Raw genomic sequence first — 18,633 nt, forward strand, 5'->3', positions numbered from 1 at the left:
AAGGCTGGCCGATCATCCGTCGGCCGGCCTTTCCTTTTGCCTCACATCGCCGAAATCCCGCCGTCGAGCTTCAGTTCTGCCCCGGTCATGAAGCGGCTTTCGTCGCTGGCGAGGTAAAGCACGCCCGCAGCAATGTCATTCGGCTCGCCCACGCGGCCCAGCGGGATCTGGCGGGCGAGCTTGCCCATGACCACGTCCTTGTCGATGTTCGCATTTGTCGCGATGCCGTCGAGGATCGGCGTGTCCACGAACGTGGGATGCACCGAATTGCAGCGCACGTCCCAGCCGCGCTTGGCGCAATAGAGTGCCACCGATTTGGTCAGCATCCACACCGCCGCCTTACTGGCATTATAGCCGGGCATGGTGTCCGAAGCGATCAGGCCGGCGATCGAGCTGATGTTGACGATCGAGGCTGGCTGGTTGTCGCGCAGCAGGGGCAGGGCCTTCTGGCAGCCGAGAAAAACGGAATCGACATTGATGGCAAAGCCGCGATGCCATTCCTCCAGCGTGCAGGTTTCGATATTCCCGCGCACGCCAACGCCAGCGTTATTGACCAGCACCGAAAGTCCGCCCAGCCTTTCCGCCGCCAGCGCAATCGCTGCGTCCCAATCGCTTTCCTGGGTCACGTCATGGCGCATGGCAAAGGCCGTCCCGGCGCCCAGTTCGGCGTTGATCGCTTCGGCCTGTGCCGCTGCGCCATCGCCGTTGATATCGGTCAGCAGCACCCGTGCCCCCTCGCGCGCCAGCATCCACGCATGCGCGGCACCCAGCCCTTGCGCTGCGCCCGTCACGAGTGCCTTCTTGCCTTGAACCCTGCCCATCGTGACGCTCTCCTGCTTTCCGTTTGCGGCAACGAAGCAACTCGCGCCCGATCACGCAAGCCCCGGAAAGGTCAGCGCAAGGTCAGCCCATGATCCCGGGCGCGAGCAGCAGCAGCATCCGCACGTCGATGGCATAGCCCTGGCCGCGCTTATCAGCGAGGAAGCGCTCGATTTCCGTAAGGGCAACCCGGTGGACGGTAATGCCTTCGCCTTCGACGCCGCCGCCCTCGGAAACTTTTTCCAGATCGCGCGCGCGGAACAGCGTGAAGGCCTCGGTCACCATGCCTGGCGAGGAATGGAACTCGCCCAGCGATTCGATCCGGCCCGGCCGATAGCCGGTCTCTTCCTCCAGTTCGCGGGCCGCCGCAGCGGCCGGATCCTCGTTCTCCGCACCTGCTTCGTCACCGATCAGCCCGGCAGGCAGTTCGATGCACGGGCGCCCGAGCGGCACGCGGAACTGCTCGACCAGCAGCACGTGCCCGTCTTCGATCGCAAGGATTACCGCCGCCTTGATGTTGCGATTGCGCGAGACATATTCCCACCGTCCGCGCGTCTTGGCGACGATGAAACGCCCTTGCCAGTGCACCTGCTCGGGATGGTCGCGGTACTCTTCTTCAAGACTCATACTTCGATCAACCTGTCGGGCAGTTCGTTCTTGTCATCGCTGGAACGTGGGAAATGCTCGGCCAGGACCCTGCCCACCTCGGCCACCGCCGCTGCCATGCCTTCCGCCATCCGTCCCTGCCGCAGCGGGTCAAGCATGGCTTTCATCGCCAGCCCCCAGGTCTCGGGCGAAACCTTCGAGGCAATCGCCGCATCGGCGATGATCTCGGCACGGTGCTCGGCAAGGCTCAGGTAGATCAGCACGCCGGTGTGGCCAGTCGTCCGGCTTTCTGCCCCGACCCGGAAACACGTCAGCGCCCGCTCGCGCACCCGCGCATTGCGGACCCGGCGCGGCGTCAGCCACAGGCCGAGCGGCGTGAACCGCATGAGCAGGTACATGGCCCCGAACTTCAGCGTGATAACCGTCAGCGCCAGTCCCAGCACGGCGCGCGGAGTCCACTCGAACGCCCACAATCCAAGCACATGCTCGAAGACGGGCAGGTAGAACCCGGCAAACATGTCCACTACGGCCAGCGCCACGAAAGCCACCAGCGCGCTCCAGACCAGCGCCACGTCGCGATAGCTGTCGGAACGCGGCGTCACGATCGTCACGATCTCGCCCGCGCTCTGCGCCTCGGCTGCGGCCACGGCGTCGGAGACCAGCTTGTGATCTGCCTCGGTCATCTGCACCAGCCTGCTCATCACCAGTCCCCCGAAGCGCCGCCGCCACCGGAATCGCCGCCGCCAAAGCCACCGAAGCCACCGCCCCAGTCGGACCCGCCGCCGCCGCCCCAGCCGCCGGAATGGCGGTTATCCGATGCGGCACGCGCAATTTCGCTTATGCCCCACAGCACGATGCCCGGATCGATTCCGCTGCGCCGCTGCACATAACCCTTCCGACGACGGCCGAAGACGGCGATCATCACCACGATCAGAACCACCCAGAATATCGCGCTGCCTATGGTCGATCCGCCGCCAGAGACGTCCTCGCGCGCACCGGCCCTAGCTGCTTCGGCAACCGCCTTGGCCTCGGCAGGGGTGCGGTTCAGTTGCGTCAGGATCTGGTCGATGCCGGCGTTTATGCCACCCGGATAGTCGCCCGCCTTGAAGCGCGGCGTCACCGCGCCCGAGATGATCCGGCCAGCGAGTACGTCGGGCAGGAACTCCTCCAGCCCATAGCCCACCTCGATCCGCACCTTGCGATCATTGGGCGCAATCAGGAACAGAAGGCCTTGGTCGGTCTCCTTCCCGCCCACGCCCCAGGTCCGGAACAGCGTATTGGCATATGTCTCGATATCCTGCCCGTCGAGCGAGGCGACCGTGGCCACGATCACCGCCCGCCCGGTCTGCGCGTTGTAGGCGGAAAGCCTCTGCGCAAGCGCCGCCTCGTCGGCGTCGGGGATGATCCCGGCCTGATCCAGCACCGGTCCCGCAGGCCGCGCGGGCATGGCCGCGTGTGCTGCTCCCGCGATCAGCAGGAGCAGCAGCGCAACAGTCTGCCAGAAAGCCCGCAACTGGCGGGTCACGTCACTTGCCCGACGCTGCAGGCGCCGGAGCGTTCATGTCGAAATTGACGGTCGGCGCCACTTCCGATCCTGCGGCCGCCTTGAACGGCACCATCGGCTTGGCCCCATGGATCAGCTTCGCGCCGATCGCGTCGGGGAAGGTGCGGATCGTGGTGTTGTAGGCCTGCACCGCCTCGTTGTAGCGGGTGCGGCTCACATTGATGCGGTTCTCGGTGCCTTCAAGCTGCACCATCAGGTCGGCAAAGCGCGCCTGGCTCTGCAACTGCGGATAGTTCTCCACCACCGTGCGCAGCTGGCCCAGCGCCTGGGTCAACTGGTTCTGCGCGTTCTGGAATTTCTCGAATTCTTCCGGATTGGAAAGATCGTCGGTGGTGATGTTGATCGACGTGGCGGCGGCGCGCGCGTTGGTCACGTTGGTCAGGATCTGGGTTTCCGAAGCCGCCGCGCCCTTGGCCGTGGCAACCAGGTTCGGGATCAGGTCGGCACGACGCTGGTACGAGCTTTCGACGTCCGCCCAGCGCGCCTTGGCTTCTTCCTCGGCCGCGGGGACCGAGTTGATCCCGCAGGCCGAAAGGCTGGCAGCGGCAACGGTGGCAAAAGCGATCTGCGTAAAGCGGGTAGCGGCCATCGACGTGAGTTCCCCTAAAGTTATGCAGCAGAGATAGCGGTCCGCCGAAACGGTTCAAGTATCCCCCATGCTGCAACCGATTGCCACTTGTGGCGTTCCGCGCACGATGGCAACCAACGGAAAAGGGATCATGGTTAATCAGGACGTGAAGGGGGAAGTGGTCGGCATGTTCGCAGAGTTCAAGAAATTCATCGCCCGGGGCAATGTGCTCGATCTGGCGGTCGGCGTGATCATCGGTGGCGCATTCGGCAAGATCGTCACCTCGCTCACCGAAAGCGTGATCATGCCGGTGGTCGGCTTCATCACCGGCGGCGTCGATTTCAGCCGTTATTTCGTGCGCCTCGGCCCGGTCCCGGCAGACTTCAAGGGCGATGTGTCCAGCTATGCCGAATTGAAGGCCGCCGGGGTGCCGATGATCGGGTATGGTGATTTCATCACCCAGGCGGTCAATTTCGTGATCGTCGCCTTCATCATCTTCCTGCTGGTCAAGGCGATCAACAAGGCCTTCGAAAAGCCCGCCGAGGAAGCGCCCGCCGCGCCTGCCGGCCCGACCGAGGTCGAACTTCTCGCCGAAATCCGCGATGCGCTGAGGGCCAAGGGCTGAAGCCACAGGTCCACGCATTTCAAAGGGGCGGGCGCAATCCCGCCCCTTTTCATTTGCGCCCGCCTCCCTATATGGGTTCCTGCCGGTTTCGACCGGCTATGGTGATAAACTGCGGCGTGCAATAGGCACAGCGGACCCGGGGGCGGTACCCGGCGGCTCCACCATCACTACCGTGTCTTTCGGGATGCGGGCCTTGTTGTCGCAAGGGTGTTGATGGGGCCGAACTAGGATCGACGTGTGTTGAAAAGCGCTGTTTTTGCCCGGGCTGAGTAACCCGTTCAAGGCTCAAAACTCACAAGTGCCAACGACAACGAAGCACTTGCTCTCGCCGCATAATTCTAGGGGCTGACGCCCTGAAGTTATAAAGCGAAAGCACGGTTCGGACCGAACCGGGTAACAGAATCGGAAACCGGGGGCTGGGGGCGAGCCTAGCAACAGAATCGCCCTACTTGCTTTGCTGCGATCCTTCGACAAGCTCAGGATGAGCGGCTTTCAAAAGGTGGTCCCAAGTCCCGCTCGTCCTGAGCTTGTCGAAGGACGCTGGCACTACCCCTCGGCCTTCGCCTCAAGCTCCTGCAGCCGCCGCTCCATCCGCAGCGAGTCGAGGATCTTCGCCCCGGCGATGAACACCGCGCCGGTGGCTGCGACGAACAGCAACTTGCCGGCAAAGCCCGGATATTGACCGAGATAGGCGTGCCCGCGCTCCACCGCGCCCAGCGCCAGCGCGTAGATCACCGCGAACGCTTCGAAGCGGGTCTTGATGACAAACAGGCGACCGATCTTGCGAAACATCCGAAGCAATATCCTCTTTTGACGAGGCGCCCCTCGTCGGCGAGTCTCTCCGCAAGCATCGTGCCAGATCATGAAACGCTGGCAATAGTCTGGTTAATCCAATCTTCACTGTAAAGCGAAGCGACAACCTGTGGAGCGGACCTTTCGGAAGATACGCCGCAAGGCTCAGGCCAGTTCCTGCACCTCCAGCAATTCGAGCAGTGCCTGCCGGGCGCTGACCACTGCGCGGCCCAGGGATTCCGCCCCCAGATCAGCAGGATCGATCTGCTCGGGCCAGTGCGCCTCCACCACCCTCTCGATCCGCGCGATCTTTGCCTCGTCCAGCAAAAAGCGCGGGTCGACAGTGGCAGGATCGGCGACAACCCGCAGGCGCAGACAGGCAGGTCCGCCGCCATTGGCCATCGACTGGCGCACGTCCACCGGCAGCACCTTGCGGATCGGGCCGTTCGAGGCAACGTGCCCTTCCAGCCAGCCGCGCACCGATGGCGTCTCCCACGCCTCGAGCGGGATCACCAGGCCCATCTCGCCCCCTGGAAGCGTCAGCAACTGTGCGTTGAACAGGTAGCTCCTGATCGCTTCGCCAAGGCTTACCACGCTGGCCGGCACCACCACGATCTCGGCCTCGGGCAACTTCTCGCGGATCGCGGCATAAGTGCCTTCGGGGTCAGCAAAGGCCTGTTCGTGCGTGAACAGCACCCGCTCGTTGGCCACGGCCACCACGTCGTTGTGGAACGCGCCTGCCGCAATCGCCTCGCTCGCCTGTTCCACGAACAGGCAGCGCTCGGGATCGAGGCCATGCAGCCGTGCCACGGCGCGGCTCGCCTGCTCGTGCTGGCGCGCGGGGAAGGCGCCACCGGTCGTGCCGTAGACGAAGATCTCGATCCCCGGCGCATCGTGGCTCGCGCACATGCGCATGTGGTTTGCCGCGCCCTCGTCGCCGAAGCACGGCGGCACCGCATCGTGCACGGCAAACGCGGTGCTGTCGGCAAAGGCGAGGCGCAACTGGCGCACCGTATCGGGCCATTCCTGCGAGCGGTGGGGCATCGTCACCAGATTCGCCGCAGTCAGGTGGCAGCGCCCGTCCGCGGTGTCAGGGGCGGGGCTCACCGTCGCCGCATTGGCCGTCCACATTGATGACGCAGACCACGCCGCCGCCCGCAACCGCCGCTGCGCCGCATCGCTTTCGTCGATGCTTTCAAGCCCAAGCGCGCCGAGCAGTACCGGGTTGGGGCGGGGCAGGGGCGTGAACAGCCCTTGGGCCAGCCCGAGGCCCAGATTGTGCCGCATCTTGCTTAAGCCCTGAAGCGCTGCCGCGCGCGGGTAGGACACCTCGCCCGCGTTGCTGGCCGAGGCCAGGTTGCCAAGGCTGAGGCCGGCATAATTGTGGCTCGGTCCGACCAGACCGTCGAAGTTGATTTCCACCAGAGGCATGTCTTTTCCTTAGCGACCGACAAACCAGACCATGTCACCCACGCTTACGCCGAGAGCGGTGGCGGCTACGGGGTCGAGCGTCAGGCCATCGTCCGCCTCGGCTATCTCGGCGAAAGTGCAGCGGTATTCGGCCAGCTTGCCCGTCGCCACCAGAGCCTTGGTCACGTTGCCGCTACCCTCGGGCGCGCGGATGTGCGCCACCGGCACCTCTTTCGCCTCGCAGATCGAGCGCACGCGGTCGGTCCGCGCGGTCATCGTCGGGCCGCCATCGAAGATGTCGACGTAGCCTTCGTAGGCAAAGCCTTCCTCTTCCAGCATCCGCATCGCGGCGCGGCCCGAAGGGTGGGGCAGACCGATGGCAGAGCGCGCGGTCTCGGGCAGCATGGCGATATAGACCGGGTGCTTGGGCATCAGGTCGGCAATGAACTGATTGCCGTTGATCGCGTTGAAATAGTCTGCTTCCTGAAAGCTCATGCCGAAGAAGCGACCGGCCACGCCGTCCCAGAACGGCGATCCGCCGCGCTCGTCGATCACCCCGCGCAGCTCCGCCAGAATCTTGTCGCCAAAGCGCTTGCGGTGCATCGCGATGAACAGATAGCGGCTGCGCGCGAGCAGCATGCCAAGCCCGCCTGCGCGTTCGGAAGGATGCAGGAACAGCCCGCCCACTTCGCTCGATCCTTCAAGGTCGGTGACAAGGTTGAGCATCTCGGCGCGGAAGGTGCGGTTCAGCTCTTTCGAATGCTGGGTCAGCGTGGCCATGCGATAGGAATAGAACGGCCATTGGCGCCCCACCGAGGTGAAGATCTGCGCCGTGCCGCGCACTTCGCCGGTGGTCGTATCCTCCAGAACCAGGACGAACAGCTCGTCCTTCGGATTTTTCGGATCGCCCTCCTCGCTATTGCCATAGGCCTCCGACGCCCGCGCCAGCTTCGCCGTCAGGGCCTTGCGGTCGGGTGGCAGGTTGGTGAAGCCGCCGCCGGTCAGCTTGGCCATCTCGTAGAGCGGTTGGAGATCGTTCGCGCGCGCGGCGCGGATGCGAAATGTCATTGGTGTCCCCCGGACAGTCGATGCAGGACAAGCGCGGACAAGGCGGCGCGCTCAGCCAGCGATGGCACGATCAGGTACTCCTGATCGGAATGGATCGCCCCGCCGCGCACGCCCATGGTATCGACCACCGGCACGCCGCAGGCGGCAATGTTGTTACCGTCGCAGACCCCCCCCGAGGCCTGCCAACGGATCGTCTGGCCAAGAGATTCGCCGCACTCGCGCACCAGTCCGAACAGCGCCTCGGCCTCTTGGGTCAGCGGCTTGGGTGGCCGTGACACCCCGCCATGGAGGTGGATTGCAACCTCGTGCAACGCTTCGAGACTCTGCACCAACTCTCGCAGACTCTCGGTGAACTCCACGGCAACTCCCGGCAGCCGAGGCCGGACATTGAAGCGCAGGATCGCATGGTCGGGCACGACGTTGTTGGCGCTCCCGCCATCGATCCTGGCAGGGTTGATGGAGAGGCCGGGACGCTCCAGACCCTTCAGCTTCAGCGCCATGTCGGCCGCCGCGATCACCGCGTTGCGTCCGTCCTGCGGATTGCGCCCGGCGTGGGCCGATCGGCCCTTGATCACAGCGCTGTAGTTCCCGCTTCCCGGACGCTCTCCAGCCAGCGTGCCATCTGGCAGGGCGGACGGTTCGTAGGTCAGCGCCGCCGCCTTGCCTTGTGCCAGCTGCGCGATCAGCGGGGCGGAAGACAGGCTGCCGGTCTCCTCGTCCGAATTGATCATCACGTCATAGCCAACCCCGGCCGCAGCAGGGCTCTGCTCGAATGCCTTGAGCGCAGCGAGGATCACCGCGATGCCGCCCTTCATGTCGGCAACGCCCGGGCCATTCAGCGTTTCCGCGTCGAGCCAGCGCAGGGTCTGGAAAGGATGGGCAGGGGGGAACACCGTGTCCATGTGGCCGGTCAGCAGATAGCGCCGCTGCGCCTCCGGCCTGACCGACAGCACGAAATGCGCGCCGTTTGCTGTCTGCACCTCGTGCCCGTCGGCGGCCATCGCGGTGACCGGGGCCGGCTCGACCTTGCGAATGTCTCCGGGCAATGCGGCGAAGGCGTCGGCCAGCAGATTCCACTGCGCTTCGAGCCCCGGAAGGTTGCCGGTGCCGGTATTGACCGTGCACCATGCCTCCACCTGCGCCAGCATGGCGGCGGCATCCATCCCCTCGATCAGTTTGTGTTCTGTGTGATCAAGCTGTTTCATTTGATACGACCCTAGCGGTTCCCGAGGGCGGGGTGAACCCCCGGAAACCGCCAGAAGTGGTATCAGTCGTCAGCCAGCATCTCGATCAGCGCCTTCGAGAACGCGGGAATGTCGTCAGGCTTGCGGCTGGTGATCAGATTGCCGTCCACGGCGACTTCCTCGTCCACGACGTCGGCACCGGCGTTGGCAAGGTCGGTCATGATCGAGGGCCACCCGGTGACGGTGCGGCCGTCGACGATGTCAGCCTCCACGAGAAGCCAAGGGCCGTGGCAGATTGCGGCGATCGGCTTGTCGAGATCGTCGAACTCATTGACGATGTCGACCGCGCGGTCGTCCATGCGCAGGATGTCCGGGTTCATCTGGCCGCCGGGAAGCAGCAGCGCGTCGTATTCGTTGGCGTCCACTTCATCGAGCGTGATGTTGACCGCGACGGCATCGCCCCAGTTCTTGTCCTTCCAGCCGGTGATCGAACCTGCCTTGAGGCTGGCAACCACGGTTTCGATTCCGGCGTCTTCCAACGCCTTCTTGGGGCCTTCGAGTTCCGACTGTTCGAATCCGTCGGTCGCGACGATCAGCACGCGCTTGCTCATGAAAATCTCCTTTGGGGGAATTCGGGGCGGCATTTGCCCGTTCCCCCCAAGAATTGCCGGGGACTGCGGTTGTTCCGTGACTTCCGCACGGACGGACGTGTTGCTAAGGCGTTCCAACCATGGCGACAGACACGACCGAGCCCGATCCTTTCGACGCAATCGTCGATGCCCCGTTCGATTCCGCACTGTCGGAGCGCTACCTCGTCTACGCGCTCTCCACGATCACCGCGCGTTCGCTCCCCGATCTGCGCGATGGACTGAAGCCGGTCCACCGCCGCCTGCTCTGGGCGATGCGTCAGCTGAAGCTCAACCCCACCGACGCCTTCAAGAAATCGGCGCGCGTGGTGGGCGATGTGATCGGCAAGTATCACCCCCATGGCGATGCCTCGGTCTACGATGCCATGGTCCGCCTCGCGCAGGACTGGTCGCTGCGCTACCCGCTGGTCGAAGGGCAGGGCAACTTCGGCAACGTCGATGGCGATAATGCCGCCGCCTACCGCTACACCGAAGCTCGCCTGACGCGCACGGCGATGCAGCTGATGGCCGGGCTCGACGAAGGCACCGTCAATTTCGTCCCCACCTACAACGGCGAGGACGAGGAGCCGGAAATCTTCCCCGGCCTGTTCCCCAATCTGCTCGCCAACGGCTCCAGCGGCATCGCCGTCGGCATGGCGACCAACATCCCCAGCCACAATGTCGCCGAGATCATCGACGCCGCGTTGCTGCTGATCGACAATCCCCACGCCGAACACAGCCAGCTGATGGAAGTTTTCCACGGACCGGACCTGCCGACCGGCGGCGTCATCGTCGATAGTCCCGCCGTCATCTCCCACGCCTATGAAACCGGGCGCGGCGCGATCCGCGTGCGCGGGCGCTTCTCCACGGGCCGTGACGAGGCGGGGAACTGGGAGGAAACCGGCGTCGAGAAACTGGGCGGCGGGCAGTGGCAGCTGGTCGTCTCCGAAATCCCCTACATGGTGCAGAAGAGCAAGCTGATCGAACAGATCGCCCAGCTCATTGCCGACAAGAAGCTGCCGATCCTCGAGGATATCCGCGACGAATCCGACGAGCAGATCCGCCTCGTCCTGATCCCGAAGAGCCGCAACGTCGATCCAGAGTTGCTCAAGGAATCGCTCTACAAGCTGACCGATCTCGAAAACCGCTTCGGCCTCAACCTCAACGTGCTGGATTCGCACCGCACGCCGGGGGTTCTGGGCCTGAAGCTGGTGCTGCAGGAATGGGTGATCAGCCAGATCGACATCCTGCTGCGCCGCTCGCAGCACCGCCTGGACAAGATCGCGAGCCGCCTGGAACTGCTCGGCGGCTATATCATCGCCTACCTCAACCTCGACCGGATCATCGAGATCATCCGCACCGAGGATGAGCCCAAGCCGGTGATGATGGCCGAGTTCGAACTGACTGACCGCCAGGCCGAAGCCATCCTCAACATGCGCCTGCGCTCGCTCCGCAAGCTCGAGGAAATGGAGCTGCGCAAGGAGCGTGACGAACTGCTGGCCGAGCAGGAGGAGCTGCAGAAGCTGCTCGACAGCCCGGCCCGCCAGCGCACCCGCCTCAAGCGTGACTTGGGCGCACTGCGCAAGGATTACGCCGAGGACACCCCGCTCGGCCGCCGCCGCACCACCATCGCCGAAGCCGCGCCGACGCGCGAATTCAGCATGGACGCGATGATCGAGAAGGAGCCGGTCACGGTGATCCTATCCGCCAGGGGCTGGATCAGGGCGGCCAAGGGCCACGTTCCGCTTGATGGCGACTTCAAGTTCAAGGAAGGCGATGGCCCCGCCTTCGCCTTCCACTGCCAGACCACCGACAAGCTGCTCGTCGCGGTCGACAACGGCCGCTTCTACACCGTGGGGGCCGACAAGCTCCCCGGCGCGCGCGGCTTCGGCGAACCGATCCGCACCATGGTCGATATCGACCCGGAAGCGCAGATCGTCAGCGTCACCGTCTACAAGCCCAAGGGACAGCTTCTGCTCGCCGCCAACACCGGCCGGGGCTTCGCCGCCGAGATGGACGAACTGCTCGCCGAAACCCGAAAAGGTCGCGGCGTCGTTTCCACAAAGCCCGGCGTGAAGCTGGCCGTGGTGCGCGAGATTGCGCCCGAGCACGATCATGTCGCGGTGATCGGCGAAAACCGCAAGCTGGTGATCTTCGCCCTGTCTGAGGTGCCGCTCCTCGCCAAGGGGCAGGGCGTGACCCTGCAGCGCTACAAGGACGGCGAGATGTCGGACGTGATCACGCTGAAGCTGGAAGACGGCCTGTCATGGACGATGGGCGGCGAATCCGGCCGCACCCGCGTCGAGAAGGACCTCCTGCCATGGAAGGTCGCCCGCGGTGCAGCAGGCCGCCTGCCACCCAACGGCTTCCCGAGGGACAACAAGTTCTGATCCTGACCCTGGGGGGTGGTGGAGGGGTTAGGCTGAACTGACGGTTCCGCCATCTGCTGAAGCGAATGGCCCCTGACCTGATCCGGCGCCATGGGTCGTCCTTGTCCAGTGCCTGCAACAGAAGGCGTGATCGCTGGTTCATACCCGGGATCACGGCAGCTTTCGGGGCTGTCGACCTTTGCTCCGAACAGCAGGAATGGGGTGGAAAACGGATTGTTCGTATCTTAAGCCGCTATTGATGCAGATGAATATCAAACGCTACGCAGAGAGGCCGCGCTACCGGATTGGATCGGCAACGCTTGTAGCGATCATTTGTGTTGCTTTGGCTTCTGTAAATATCGGCATCCCCGCTTGGCTTGTTTTTCTTGTCGGGGTTTCTGCCGCGATTACCCTTACGCTGATGACTTATCATCGCCTTCGCAATGCGAACCTATCCACTGCATGGTTGCTTTTGATGATCCTCCAGTTCGGCATCGGGCCAACGTGGCGTCTTTCGGATCATATAACTTTCAACATCGGCGGATTAATGATCAGCTTAGTGCCGGTGATACTCGGATGGGTCGTGCCCCGAATGGGGGATCATGGGATTGAGCCAGAGTCTGGTTAGGCGTCGCATCCGGAACGGCAGCTTCTCCGCCTGACGTCCAGATAGCAGCCAATCCGGCCACCGCTTCGCCGATGGTCGCGCCACCGGGGCAAGAGCGAGGATCAAAACCGCCTGGCGCGGGTTCTGGATGGTCGATTGCCCGGAGTTGCCCTGATCGTGTTGCGCTGTTTTCCCGCTCTTGCCGTGTTGACCCTGCTTGCCACACCTGCGCGCGCCGAGTGGATGAGCGGCGCGCAGCTGAACGAGGCGTGCTCGGCCAAGGCGCCGGTCGACAGGGCCATGTGCCTGTCCTACGTGATCGGCGTGCTCGACGGGTTTCGCAGTATGGAGCGCCCGCCCAAGGTGCCGGACGAAGTGAGTGCGGGGCAGGTGCGCGATGTGGTGGCAACCTATCTCGCCAGCCATGACGAAGCGCAGACCCTGCAGGGCCGCATGGTGGTGAGGGCGGCGATCGCCGATGCCTGGCCGGATATCCAGCCAAAGGTCGCGCCTCCGCCGAAGCGCAAGGCTCCGGCGAAGACGACGCGCAAGACCCGCCGCAGGAGCTAGGCTCCCGACCTTGGGCTCCTGGCTTTAAGCCGGTTCCAGCAGCAGGCTCGCGGCGGCGGTATTGCTGATCGGGATGTGGTAGTTGCGGCTGACTTCGCTCATCCCCTGTTCGCCCATTGCGCCGCGTGCAGCGATCCAGTTGAGGATCTCGACACCTTGGGTGCCGGCAAGCTCGGCCACTTCCTCGGCAGTGTGGCCGGTCAGTGCTTCCGGGTTGCTTGCCAGGTTATCGAGGCAAAACAGGTCGTATTCCGGGTTCATGAAGCCGGCGCGCGGACCGTCGAGCTGGTGCGACAGGCCCCCTGTGCCGCAGATCAGCACGCGCTCGTTCCCGCCCCACGATTGCAGGGCGCGGTGGACCGCACGGCCCAGCGCCAGACACCGCTTCGGGCTGGGCAACGGATACTGCACGGTGTTGATCGATATCGGCACAAGCTTGATCGGCCATGTCTCGACACCGGGATAGGCCAGTTCGAACGGGATCGACACGGCGTGGTCGACCAGCATCTTCTGGCAGGTGGTGATGTCGAACTCGTCGCGCACCAGGCTGTCGATCAGGTGCCAGGAAAGCGCCGGGTGGCCCTCGAAGCTCTTGTAGACCGGCAGGCCCCAGCCTTCGTCGGCGTTGTCGTACGAAGGCGCTGCGCCAACCGCGAAGGTCGGCATCTTGTCGAGGAAGAAGTTCAGGCCATGATCGTTGGAGAAGACTACGGCGACGTCTGGCTTTGCTTGCGCAAGCCATTCGCGGATCGGTGGGAAGCCCTGGAAGAACGGCTTCCAGTAGGGCGTGTCCTGATCGCCGCGCATGATCGCGCCGCCAATGCCGGGGACGTGGCTGGTGAAATAGCCGCCGATGACCTGTGCCATCATGCATTCTCCTTGGTGGGGATTTTTCTGGCCCACTCGACGAGCATGGCCTTGAAGGCATCGACCGACATGCCGGTCTGCAGCGCGCCCAGATCCTGCACGCCAAGGCCGAAGATGCCGGCGAGCTTGGCAAGGTAATAGACGTTGCCGCCAGCCTCGAGCATGGCCAGCACGTCGCGCTCGGCGACGGCCTTGCGCTGTTGCGGCGTCAGGTTGAAGCGGGCGCAATAGGCTTCCTCATCGGCAAGGAAGGCATCGCGGTTGGCTTTCTCGTTGAACGAAAAGCACATGGCATTGAGTTCATAGCCGCGCGAGGCCGGGGCGCCGTCGAACAGGGGGATGGCACGGCGCAAGGCCTGTTCGCGGGCGATCGTGTCGAGGTGATGTTCCATGCATCTGGTCTCCCATTGGACCGAATCGCGCTGGGGCGGCGATGCGGCTCACGCGGAAAATCATATGCAACACATACAATATCGGCCTTGATGCAGGTCAAAGTCCGTTGCGCACGGGATAAGTAACGTAACGGAGTAGGAGCAGATTGGGTTAACGCGTAGAATCAAAGCCATGCCTCTTTCCAACGCCGAACGCCAACGCCGCTACCGCCAACGCCTTAAGGCTCGCGCCTCGGGCGCGCTGGTGGTCGAGCAGGTGCAGATGGCGGTGGAGCGCGCGATCCATGCGCTCTGGGCCTACCACGAACGGCCCTCTCCCAGCGGCATCGCGTGGAGCGAGATCGACGGTTGCCACTCGCTGGAAGCCTATCGTTCCGAACTGGAGCGTTCGCCTGCCAATCTGCTGCAGACCTGCCGGGCGTTCCTGCCGGACTTCTCGGGCCTGACCGTGGCGGAAGCCGCAGCGGTGGCCGAAGTCATCGCGCTGGCGGACGTGCTGCGGCTGGCAACGCCGCTCAAGGTGGACTTCGAGGCGCTCGCGACTGTTGGTTAACGCTCCCGAACTGGCGGCAAAATCAGCAATTTCCTTGGACTTGGCACGCGCCGGAGATTACCGAGGTCCATAGCGGACCAATCCGTGGCACATGCCGGTCGCAGGCAAATTGGGGGTGGAGCGTGGCAGTGGGCGAGACACGTCAGGCACGAATCGTGCGGGCGCTGGTTGGCCATGTGCGGTCGCCTGCGGAATCGCTGGCGTGGATTGCGGTGCTGCTTGTCGTGCCCACGATATTGCGCGCCTCGCTCGACATGGGCGCGCTCGGGCGGCCGTTCGTGACCTATTGGCCTGCCTTGCTGATTGCATCGCTCGCACTCGAGCTGCGCTACGCCCTGACCTACCTGGTTGTTGCTTCCCTGCTGGCACAGCGGCTTTTCGGGGGCGAGCCGTGGTTCTCGCAAGTGAGTATCGTGCGCAGCCTGATCTTCGCGCTGTTCGTGTTATCCGGAGGGCTGACAGTCCTGATCGGCAGCATCCTGCGCGGGGCGATGCGGCGGATCGCGGTCGTCAATGCCGAGCAGGAGCGCTACAATCGCGAGTTGCGCCACCGCGTGCGCAACATGCTGACGCTGATCCAGGCGCTCGCCTCGCGCGGGCCCAAGGCGGCATCGGCGATGGATTTCTACAAGGAGTTCAGCCTGCGGATCGAAGGACTTGCCGCTGCGAGCGATCTCTTGCAGATCGGCGCAGAGGCGGAAGGACGGCTGCCGCAACTCGTGCGCGACACCGTCGCCCCGTTCGAGCACGACGACCGCATTCGCATGACGGGAGAACCGTGCGTGCTGCCGGCAGGAAGCTGCATTCCGCTGATCATGGCTTTGCACGAGTTGTGCACCAACGCGGTCAAGTACGGCGCGCTGTCGGGCGAGCGGGGCCATGTGGAGCTGAGCTGGTTCATCGGCCCGTCGGGTTCCACGCTGTACATGCTCTGGGCGGAAAAGGGCGGCCCACACGTTACCAGCCCCGCGCGCCCGGGCATAGGTTCGCGGTTGCTGGTGCCGCAGCCGGGGATCGAGGGACTGGAGCTGAACTTCGATCCGGCCGGCGTGTGGTGCGAACTGCGGATCGAGGGTGTCAGGCCGTTGACCCCCTGATCTCCTGAACCGCTGACGGGCCTCAGAACCCGGCTTCGATCGCCACGCGGATGGCATCGGCGCTGGTCTTCACGTCCAGCCCCTTGAGCACGGCGGAACGATGCATCTTCACGGTGCGTTCGCTAAGGCCCAGTTCGTAGGCGATCTGCTTGTTGAGCTTTCCGGCCGCCATAAGCACAAGAATTTCCTTCTGGCGGCGGCTGAGGCGTTCGACGCGTTCGGCAGCGCCATTGCGGCGCACATCATTGGCTGCGCCCTGTTCTTCGGGCAGTTCGACCTGGGAGCCAAGGAAGTATTCAACTTCGCCTTCGGCATCGAAGATCGGCGCGACCATCACCGCGTTGCGGAAGCGGGTGCCGTCCTTCTTGTAGTTGATGATTTCGACCATCACCGGTTGCTTGCGGTGAATGCCTTCACGCAGGACCCTCGCCTTGTCGTCCTCCGTCGTGGGCCCGCGGAGGAAGCGGCAGTTGCGGCCGATAATCTCCTCTCGCGGGTATCCGGTCAGTTCGACGAACGCGTCATTGCAGGCAATGATCGGGTTGTCCGGCAAACGCGGATTGCTGATGACGGCGGCCGTCGGGCTGGAGGCGATCATCTCGGCTATGGACATGCGGACAGATATACGCGCCTTTCCGCGCATTTCCAGCCCGTGCCCTTTGGTCCGTGTTGTTCCTGACAGGGCCGGGGCGCATCCGGACATCATTCCGCAACCTTTTTTCGTGCCGGATCGGAGCCTTTGCCGATGAACGTCCTGTCACCCTCCCTCGCCGCCTCATCGGGCATGGCTGACGTGATCGGCGAGGACGGCAAGATCGTCGTCCCCGCCGAGGTCGAGGAGGCGATCCGCACGCTGATCCGCTGGTCGGGCGACGAACCCGAGCGCGAGGGCCTGCTCGATACGCCCAAGCGCGTGGCACGGGCCTGGCGCGAATACTGCCGCGGCTATGCCGAGGATCCGGGCCTGCACCTTTCGCGCACGTTCGAGGAAGTGGGCGGCTACGACGAAGTCGTGCTTCTGCGCGACATCCCGTTCCAGAGCCATTGCGAACATCACATGGCGCCGATCATCGGCACCGCCTCGATCGCCTATCTGCCCAAGGACCGCGTGGTCGGCATTTCCAAGCTGGCGCGGGTGCTTCACGGCTATGCCAGCCGGCTGCAGGTGCAGGAGCGGCTGACGGCAGAAGTCGCCAAGTGCATCTGGGACAATCTCCAGCCGCAAGGGGTCGCGGTGGTGATCGAGGCGCAGCATGGCTGCATGACAGGACGGGGGGTCAGGACGCATGGCGTGGGGATGGTGACGAGCCGGATGCTCGGTTGCTTCCTCGACGATGCCAGCAGCCGCAAGGAAGTCCTGGCGTTGATGGGACGTGGTTGAGCCCGCGAAAACACCGATGAAGATGCATGTTGCCATTGTTGGCGCAGGAATGTCCGGCCTTTCCTGCGCTTCCCAGCTCGTTCGCTCGGGCCACACCGTAGCGCTTTACGACAAGGGGCGCGGCCCCGGCGGGCGCATGTCGACGCGCCGCATGACCACGCCGCTGGGCGATGCCCATTTCGACCATGGCGCGCAGTACTTCACGGTGCGCGATCCCGCGTTCATGGCGCAAGTCGCGCGCTGGTCGGCCAGCGGCGTTGCTGCGCCCTGGCCTGCCGCCGGAACCGGCGCGTGGGTCGGGGTCCCGACGATGAACGCCGTCATCAAGGACATGGCCGACCAGCACGACGTGACCTTCGGCTGGCACGTGCGCGGCCTTGTCCGCCGCGAGGATCGCTGGTTTCTGACCGGCGAGACCGCTGCGGGAGAGCGGCTGCAGGCCGGGCCGTTCGACGCCGTTGTCGTATCCCTCCCGCCCGAGCAGGCATCTGCCATCGTGGCGCTGCACGATCTTTCGCTGGCGGCAACCGCGCTGGCTGCCCGGTCGCAACCGTGCTGGACCGGCATGTTCGCCTTTGCCGAACGGCTGCCGAGCCGACAGGACACGTTACGCGAGGCGGGCCTGATAAGCTGGGCCGCGCGCAATGGTGCCAAGCCGGGGCGCAAAGGCCCGGAAACATGGGTGGTGCAGGCCAGCCCCCACTGGTCGACCCAGCACGTCGAAGACACGGTGGAGCAGGTCACGGTAGCCCTGCTTGCCGCTCTGGGCGAGGCATTGGAGGAAACCCTTCCGGAACCGGTCACGGCCTCGGCCCATCGCTGGCGCTATGCGATGTCGACCGGCAGCAACCTTGGCGCGCTGTGGAGCGCACAGTCGAAAATCGGCGTATGCGGTGACTGGCTGCTGGGCCCGCGCGTGGAGAATGCGTGGATATCGGGAAGGACGCTGGCAACCCGCATGATGGCCCGCGAACGCGAGGAAGTGGCCTGACCCTATCGACAGCCCTTCAAACGTCCGCTTAAGAAGGCGGCCATGAGCACGTCAGAGACTTCGCCGATCAGGGGCAATTTCGAACAGGTCAAGGACGGTCCCTGGGCCGGCTGGTGGAAATGGTCGGGCAAGGACCCGTTCGAGGACGGCACCGGTCCGTTCTTCGTGAAGCGCGACGAGCGCGGCATCGTCACCGGCTTCATTCCCGAAGCGAAGAACCTCAATGGCCATGGCATCGTCCATGGCGGATCGCTGATGACCTTCGCCGACTTCTCGCTGTTCATGGTCGCTGCCTCGAACGGCGACGAAGTGAGTGGCGTGACCGTGACGATGAACTGCGAATTCGTCAGCGGCGCACAGGCGGGCGAGATGCTGACCGCGCGCGGGGAATGCGTGCGCGCAGGGGGCAGCCTGGTCTTTGCCCGCGGCACGATCCTGCGCACCGGCGCGGATGGACAGGAGGAAGCCGTGCTGAGCTTTTCCGGCACGATCAAGCGGGCGCGACGCACCTCGCACTAGGGATGGTGGCTGGATGTCTGGCAAC

Annotated in this window: 22 protein-coding genes and 1 other RNA gene; 10 read left to right on the plus strand and 13 right to left on the minus strand. The window is 64.4% G+C overall.

What is annotated here, in order from left to right; all coding sequences use genetic code 11:
• Positions 1 to 41: 41 nt before the first annotated feature.
• From AC1Q5P_RS13345 to AC1Q5P_RS13365, 5 genes are all read right to left on the minus strand, one after another.
• Positions 42 to 821: an SDR family oxidoreductase gene (locus tag AC1Q5P_RS13345; protein ID WP_492519190.1), complete on the minus strand. Its 780-nt coding sequence runs from the start codon at positions 819 to 821 to the stop codon at positions 42 to 44.
• Between the two features lie 82 nt (positions 822 to 903).
• Entirely contained in the window at positions 904 to 1,446 is a 543-nt protein-coding gene (locus tag AC1Q5P_RS13350) for an NUDIX hydrolase (RefSeq protein WP_492519191.1), read from the minus strand.
• Positions 1,443 to 2,126 (minus strand): TPM domain-containing protein, encoded by a 684-nt coding sequence (locus AC1Q5P_RS13355; RefSeq protein ID WP_492519192.1) that lies wholly within the window; start codon positions 2,124 to 2,126, stop codon positions 1,443 to 1,445. The genes AC1Q5P_RS13350 and AC1Q5P_RS13355 overlap by 4 nt, the downstream gene beginning before the upstream one ends.
• Positions 2,126 to 2,950, minus strand: a complete 825-nt coding sequence (locus AC1Q5P_RS13360; RefSeq protein WP_492519193.1) for a TPM domain-containing protein — start codon at positions 2,948 to 2,950, stop codon at positions 2,126 to 2,128. The genes AC1Q5P_RS13355 and AC1Q5P_RS13360 overlap by 1 nt, the downstream gene beginning before the upstream one ends.
• 1 nt (position 2,951) lies before the next feature.
• Complete coding sequence (locus tag AC1Q5P_RS13365; protein WP_039337711.1) at positions 2,952 to 3,578, minus strand: LemA family protein; 627 nt, start codon at positions 3,576 to 3,578, stop codon at positions 2,952 to 2,954.
• Positions 3,579 to 3,744: 166 nt separating this feature from the next.
• Between AC1Q5P_RS13365 and mscL the strand changes: the two genes are divergently transcribed.
• Together mscL and ssrA are read left to right on the plus strand one after the other, a co-directional pair.
• A complete protein-coding gene (mscL, locus tag AC1Q5P_RS13370) occupies positions 3,745 to 4,182 on the plus strand; it encodes a large conductance mechanosensitive channel protein MscL (protein WP_039337747.1) in 438 nt (145 codons plus the stop codon).
• A gap of 42 nt (positions 4,183 to 4,224) precedes the next feature.
• Positions 4,225 to 4,593, plus strand: a transfer-messenger RNA (tmRNA) gene (gene ssrA, locus AC1Q5P_RS13375).
• A 135-nt stretch (positions 4,594 to 4,728) separates the two neighbouring features.
• Here the strand turns inward: ssrA and AC1Q5P_RS13380 are convergent.
• The 5 genes from AC1Q5P_RS13380 to AC1Q5P_RS13400 all read right to left on the minus strand — a co-directional run bounded on the left by AC1Q5P_RS13380 (position 4,729) and on the right by AC1Q5P_RS13400 (position 9,247).
• Positions 4,729 to 4,974: a hypothetical protein gene (locus tag AC1Q5P_RS13380; RefSeq protein ID WP_039337710.1), complete on the minus strand. Its 246-nt coding sequence runs from the start codon at positions 4,972 to 4,974 to the stop codon at positions 4,729 to 4,731.
• 165 nt (positions 4,975 to 5,139) lie between these two features.
• Positions 5,140 to 6,405 carry an N-succinylarginine dihydrolase gene (locus tag AC1Q5P_RS13385; protein WP_492519194.1) on the minus strand — a complete coding sequence of 422 codons (1,266 nt, stop codon included), beginning with the start codon at positions 6,403 to 6,405 and terminating at the stop codon, positions 5,140 to 5,142.
• Positions 6,406 to 6,414: 9 nt separating this feature from the next.
• Entirely contained in the window at positions 6,415 to 7,452 is a 1,038-nt protein-coding gene (locus AC1Q5P_RS13390) for an arginine N-succinyltransferase (protein WP_039337708.1), read from the minus strand.
• Entirely contained in the window at positions 7,449 to 8,657 is a 1,209-nt protein-coding gene (locus AC1Q5P_RS13395) for a hydrolase (RefSeq protein WP_492519195.1), read from the minus strand. Before AC1Q5P_RS13395 ends, AC1Q5P_RS13390 begins: the two co-directional genes overlap by 4 nt.
• 62 nt (positions 8,658 to 8,719) lie before the next feature.
• A complete protein-coding gene (locus AC1Q5P_RS13400) occupies positions 8,720 to 9,247 on the minus strand; it encodes a type 1 glutamine amidotransferase domain-containing protein (protein WP_039337706.1) in 528 nt (175 codons plus the stop codon).
• Positions 9,248 to 9,366: 119 nt separating this feature from the next.
• Here AC1Q5P_RS13400 and parC point away from each other — a divergent pair, with 119 nt between their 5' ends.
• The 3 genes from parC (at position 9,367) to AC1Q5P_RS13415 (ending at position 12,808) form a co-directional block, all read left to right on the plus strand.
• Entirely contained in the window at positions 9,367 to 11,652 is a 2,286-nt protein-coding gene (gene parC, locus AC1Q5P_RS13405; RefSeq protein WP_039337704.1) for a DNA topoisomerase IV subunit A, read from the plus strand.
• Positions 11,653 to 11,890: 238 nt separating this feature from the next.
• Positions 11,891 to 12,259 carry a hypothetical protein gene (locus tag AC1Q5P_RS13410; protein WP_156451936.1) on the plus strand — a complete coding sequence of 123 codons (369 nt, stop codon included), beginning with the start codon at positions 11,891 to 11,893 and terminating at the stop codon, positions 12,257 to 12,259.
• 135 nt (positions 12,260 to 12,394) lie between these two features.
• The gene (locus AC1Q5P_RS13415; protein ID WP_492519196.1) at positions 12,395 to 12,808 is read left to right on the plus strand and encodes a Rap1a/Tai family immunity protein; all 414 of its coding nucleotides are present in this window, start codon (positions 12,395 to 12,397) and stop codon (positions 12,806 to 12,808) included.
• Positions 12,809 to 12,832: 24 nt separating this feature from the next.
• On the opposite strand, the gene AC1Q5P_RS13420 is transcribed toward AC1Q5P_RS13415, so the two are convergent.
• Positions 12,833 to 13,675 (minus strand): class III extradiol dioxygenase family protein, encoded by an 843-nt coding sequence (locus AC1Q5P_RS13420; protein WP_492519197.1) that lies wholly within the window; start codon positions 13,673 to 13,675, stop codon positions 12,833 to 12,835.
• Positions 13,675 to 14,067 carry a protocatechuate 4,5-dioxygenase subunit alpha gene (locus AC1Q5P_RS13425; RefSeq protein WP_492519198.1) on the minus strand — a complete coding sequence of 131 codons (393 nt, stop codon included), beginning with the start codon at positions 14,065 to 14,067 and terminating at the stop codon, positions 13,675 to 13,677. The genes AC1Q5P_RS13420 and AC1Q5P_RS13425 overlap by 1 nt, the downstream gene beginning before the upstream one ends.
• A 172-nt stretch (positions 14,068 to 14,239) precedes the next feature.
• Here AC1Q5P_RS13425 and AC1Q5P_RS13430 point away from each other — a divergent pair, with 172 nt between their 5' ends.
• Both AC1Q5P_RS13430 and AC1Q5P_RS13435 read left to right on the plus strand, forming a co-directional pair.
• Positions 14,240 to 14,620 (plus strand): hypothetical protein, encoded by a 381-nt coding sequence (locus AC1Q5P_RS13430; RefSeq protein ID WP_062343253.1) that lies wholly within the window; start codon positions 14,240 to 14,242, stop codon positions 14,618 to 14,620.
• Positions 14,621 to 14,748: 128 nt separating this feature from the next.
• The gene (locus AC1Q5P_RS13435; protein ID WP_492519199.1) at positions 14,749 to 15,717 is read left to right on the plus strand and encodes a sensor histidine kinase; all 969 of its coding nucleotides are present in this window, start codon (positions 14,749 to 14,751) and stop codon (positions 15,715 to 15,717) included.
• 22 nt (positions 15,718 to 15,739) lie between these two features.
• Here AC1Q5P_RS13435 and AC1Q5P_RS13440 read toward each other — a convergent pair whose 3' ends face one another.
• Positions 15,740 to 16,330 carry a PAS domain-containing protein gene (locus tag AC1Q5P_RS13440; protein ID WP_039337698.1) on the minus strand — a complete coding sequence of 197 codons (591 nt, stop codon included), beginning with the start codon at positions 16,328 to 16,330 and terminating at the stop codon, positions 15,740 to 15,742.
• 171 nt (positions 16,331 to 16,501) lie between these two features.
• Here AC1Q5P_RS13440 and folE point away from each other — a divergent pair, with 171 nt between their 5' ends.
• From folE to AC1Q5P_RS13455, 3 genes are read left to right on the plus strand one after another with little or no spacing between them, the layout of a single operon-like run.
• Positions 16,502 to 17,098, plus strand: a complete 597-nt coding sequence (folE, locus tag AC1Q5P_RS13445; protein WP_039337745.1) for a GTP cyclohydrolase I FolE — start codon at positions 16,502 to 16,504, stop codon at positions 17,096 to 17,098.
• Between the two features lie 16 nt (positions 17,099 to 17,114).
• On the plus strand, positions 17,115 to 18,089 hold the full coding sequence (locus tag AC1Q5P_RS13450) for an NAD(P)/FAD-dependent oxidoreductase (RefSeq protein ID WP_492519200.1): 975 nt from the start codon (positions 17,115 to 17,117) through the stop codon (positions 18,087 to 18,089).
• Between the two features lie 42 nt (positions 18,090 to 18,131).
• Complete coding sequence (locus AC1Q5P_RS13455) at positions 18,132 to 18,608, plus strand: PaaI family thioesterase (protein WP_492519201.1); 477 nt, start codon at positions 18,132 to 18,134, stop codon at positions 18,606 to 18,608.
• Positions 18,609 to 18,633 lie beyond the last annotated feature (25 nt).

Source organism: Novosphingobium sp. GW835-FHT14H07 (genome assembly GCF_058793515.1).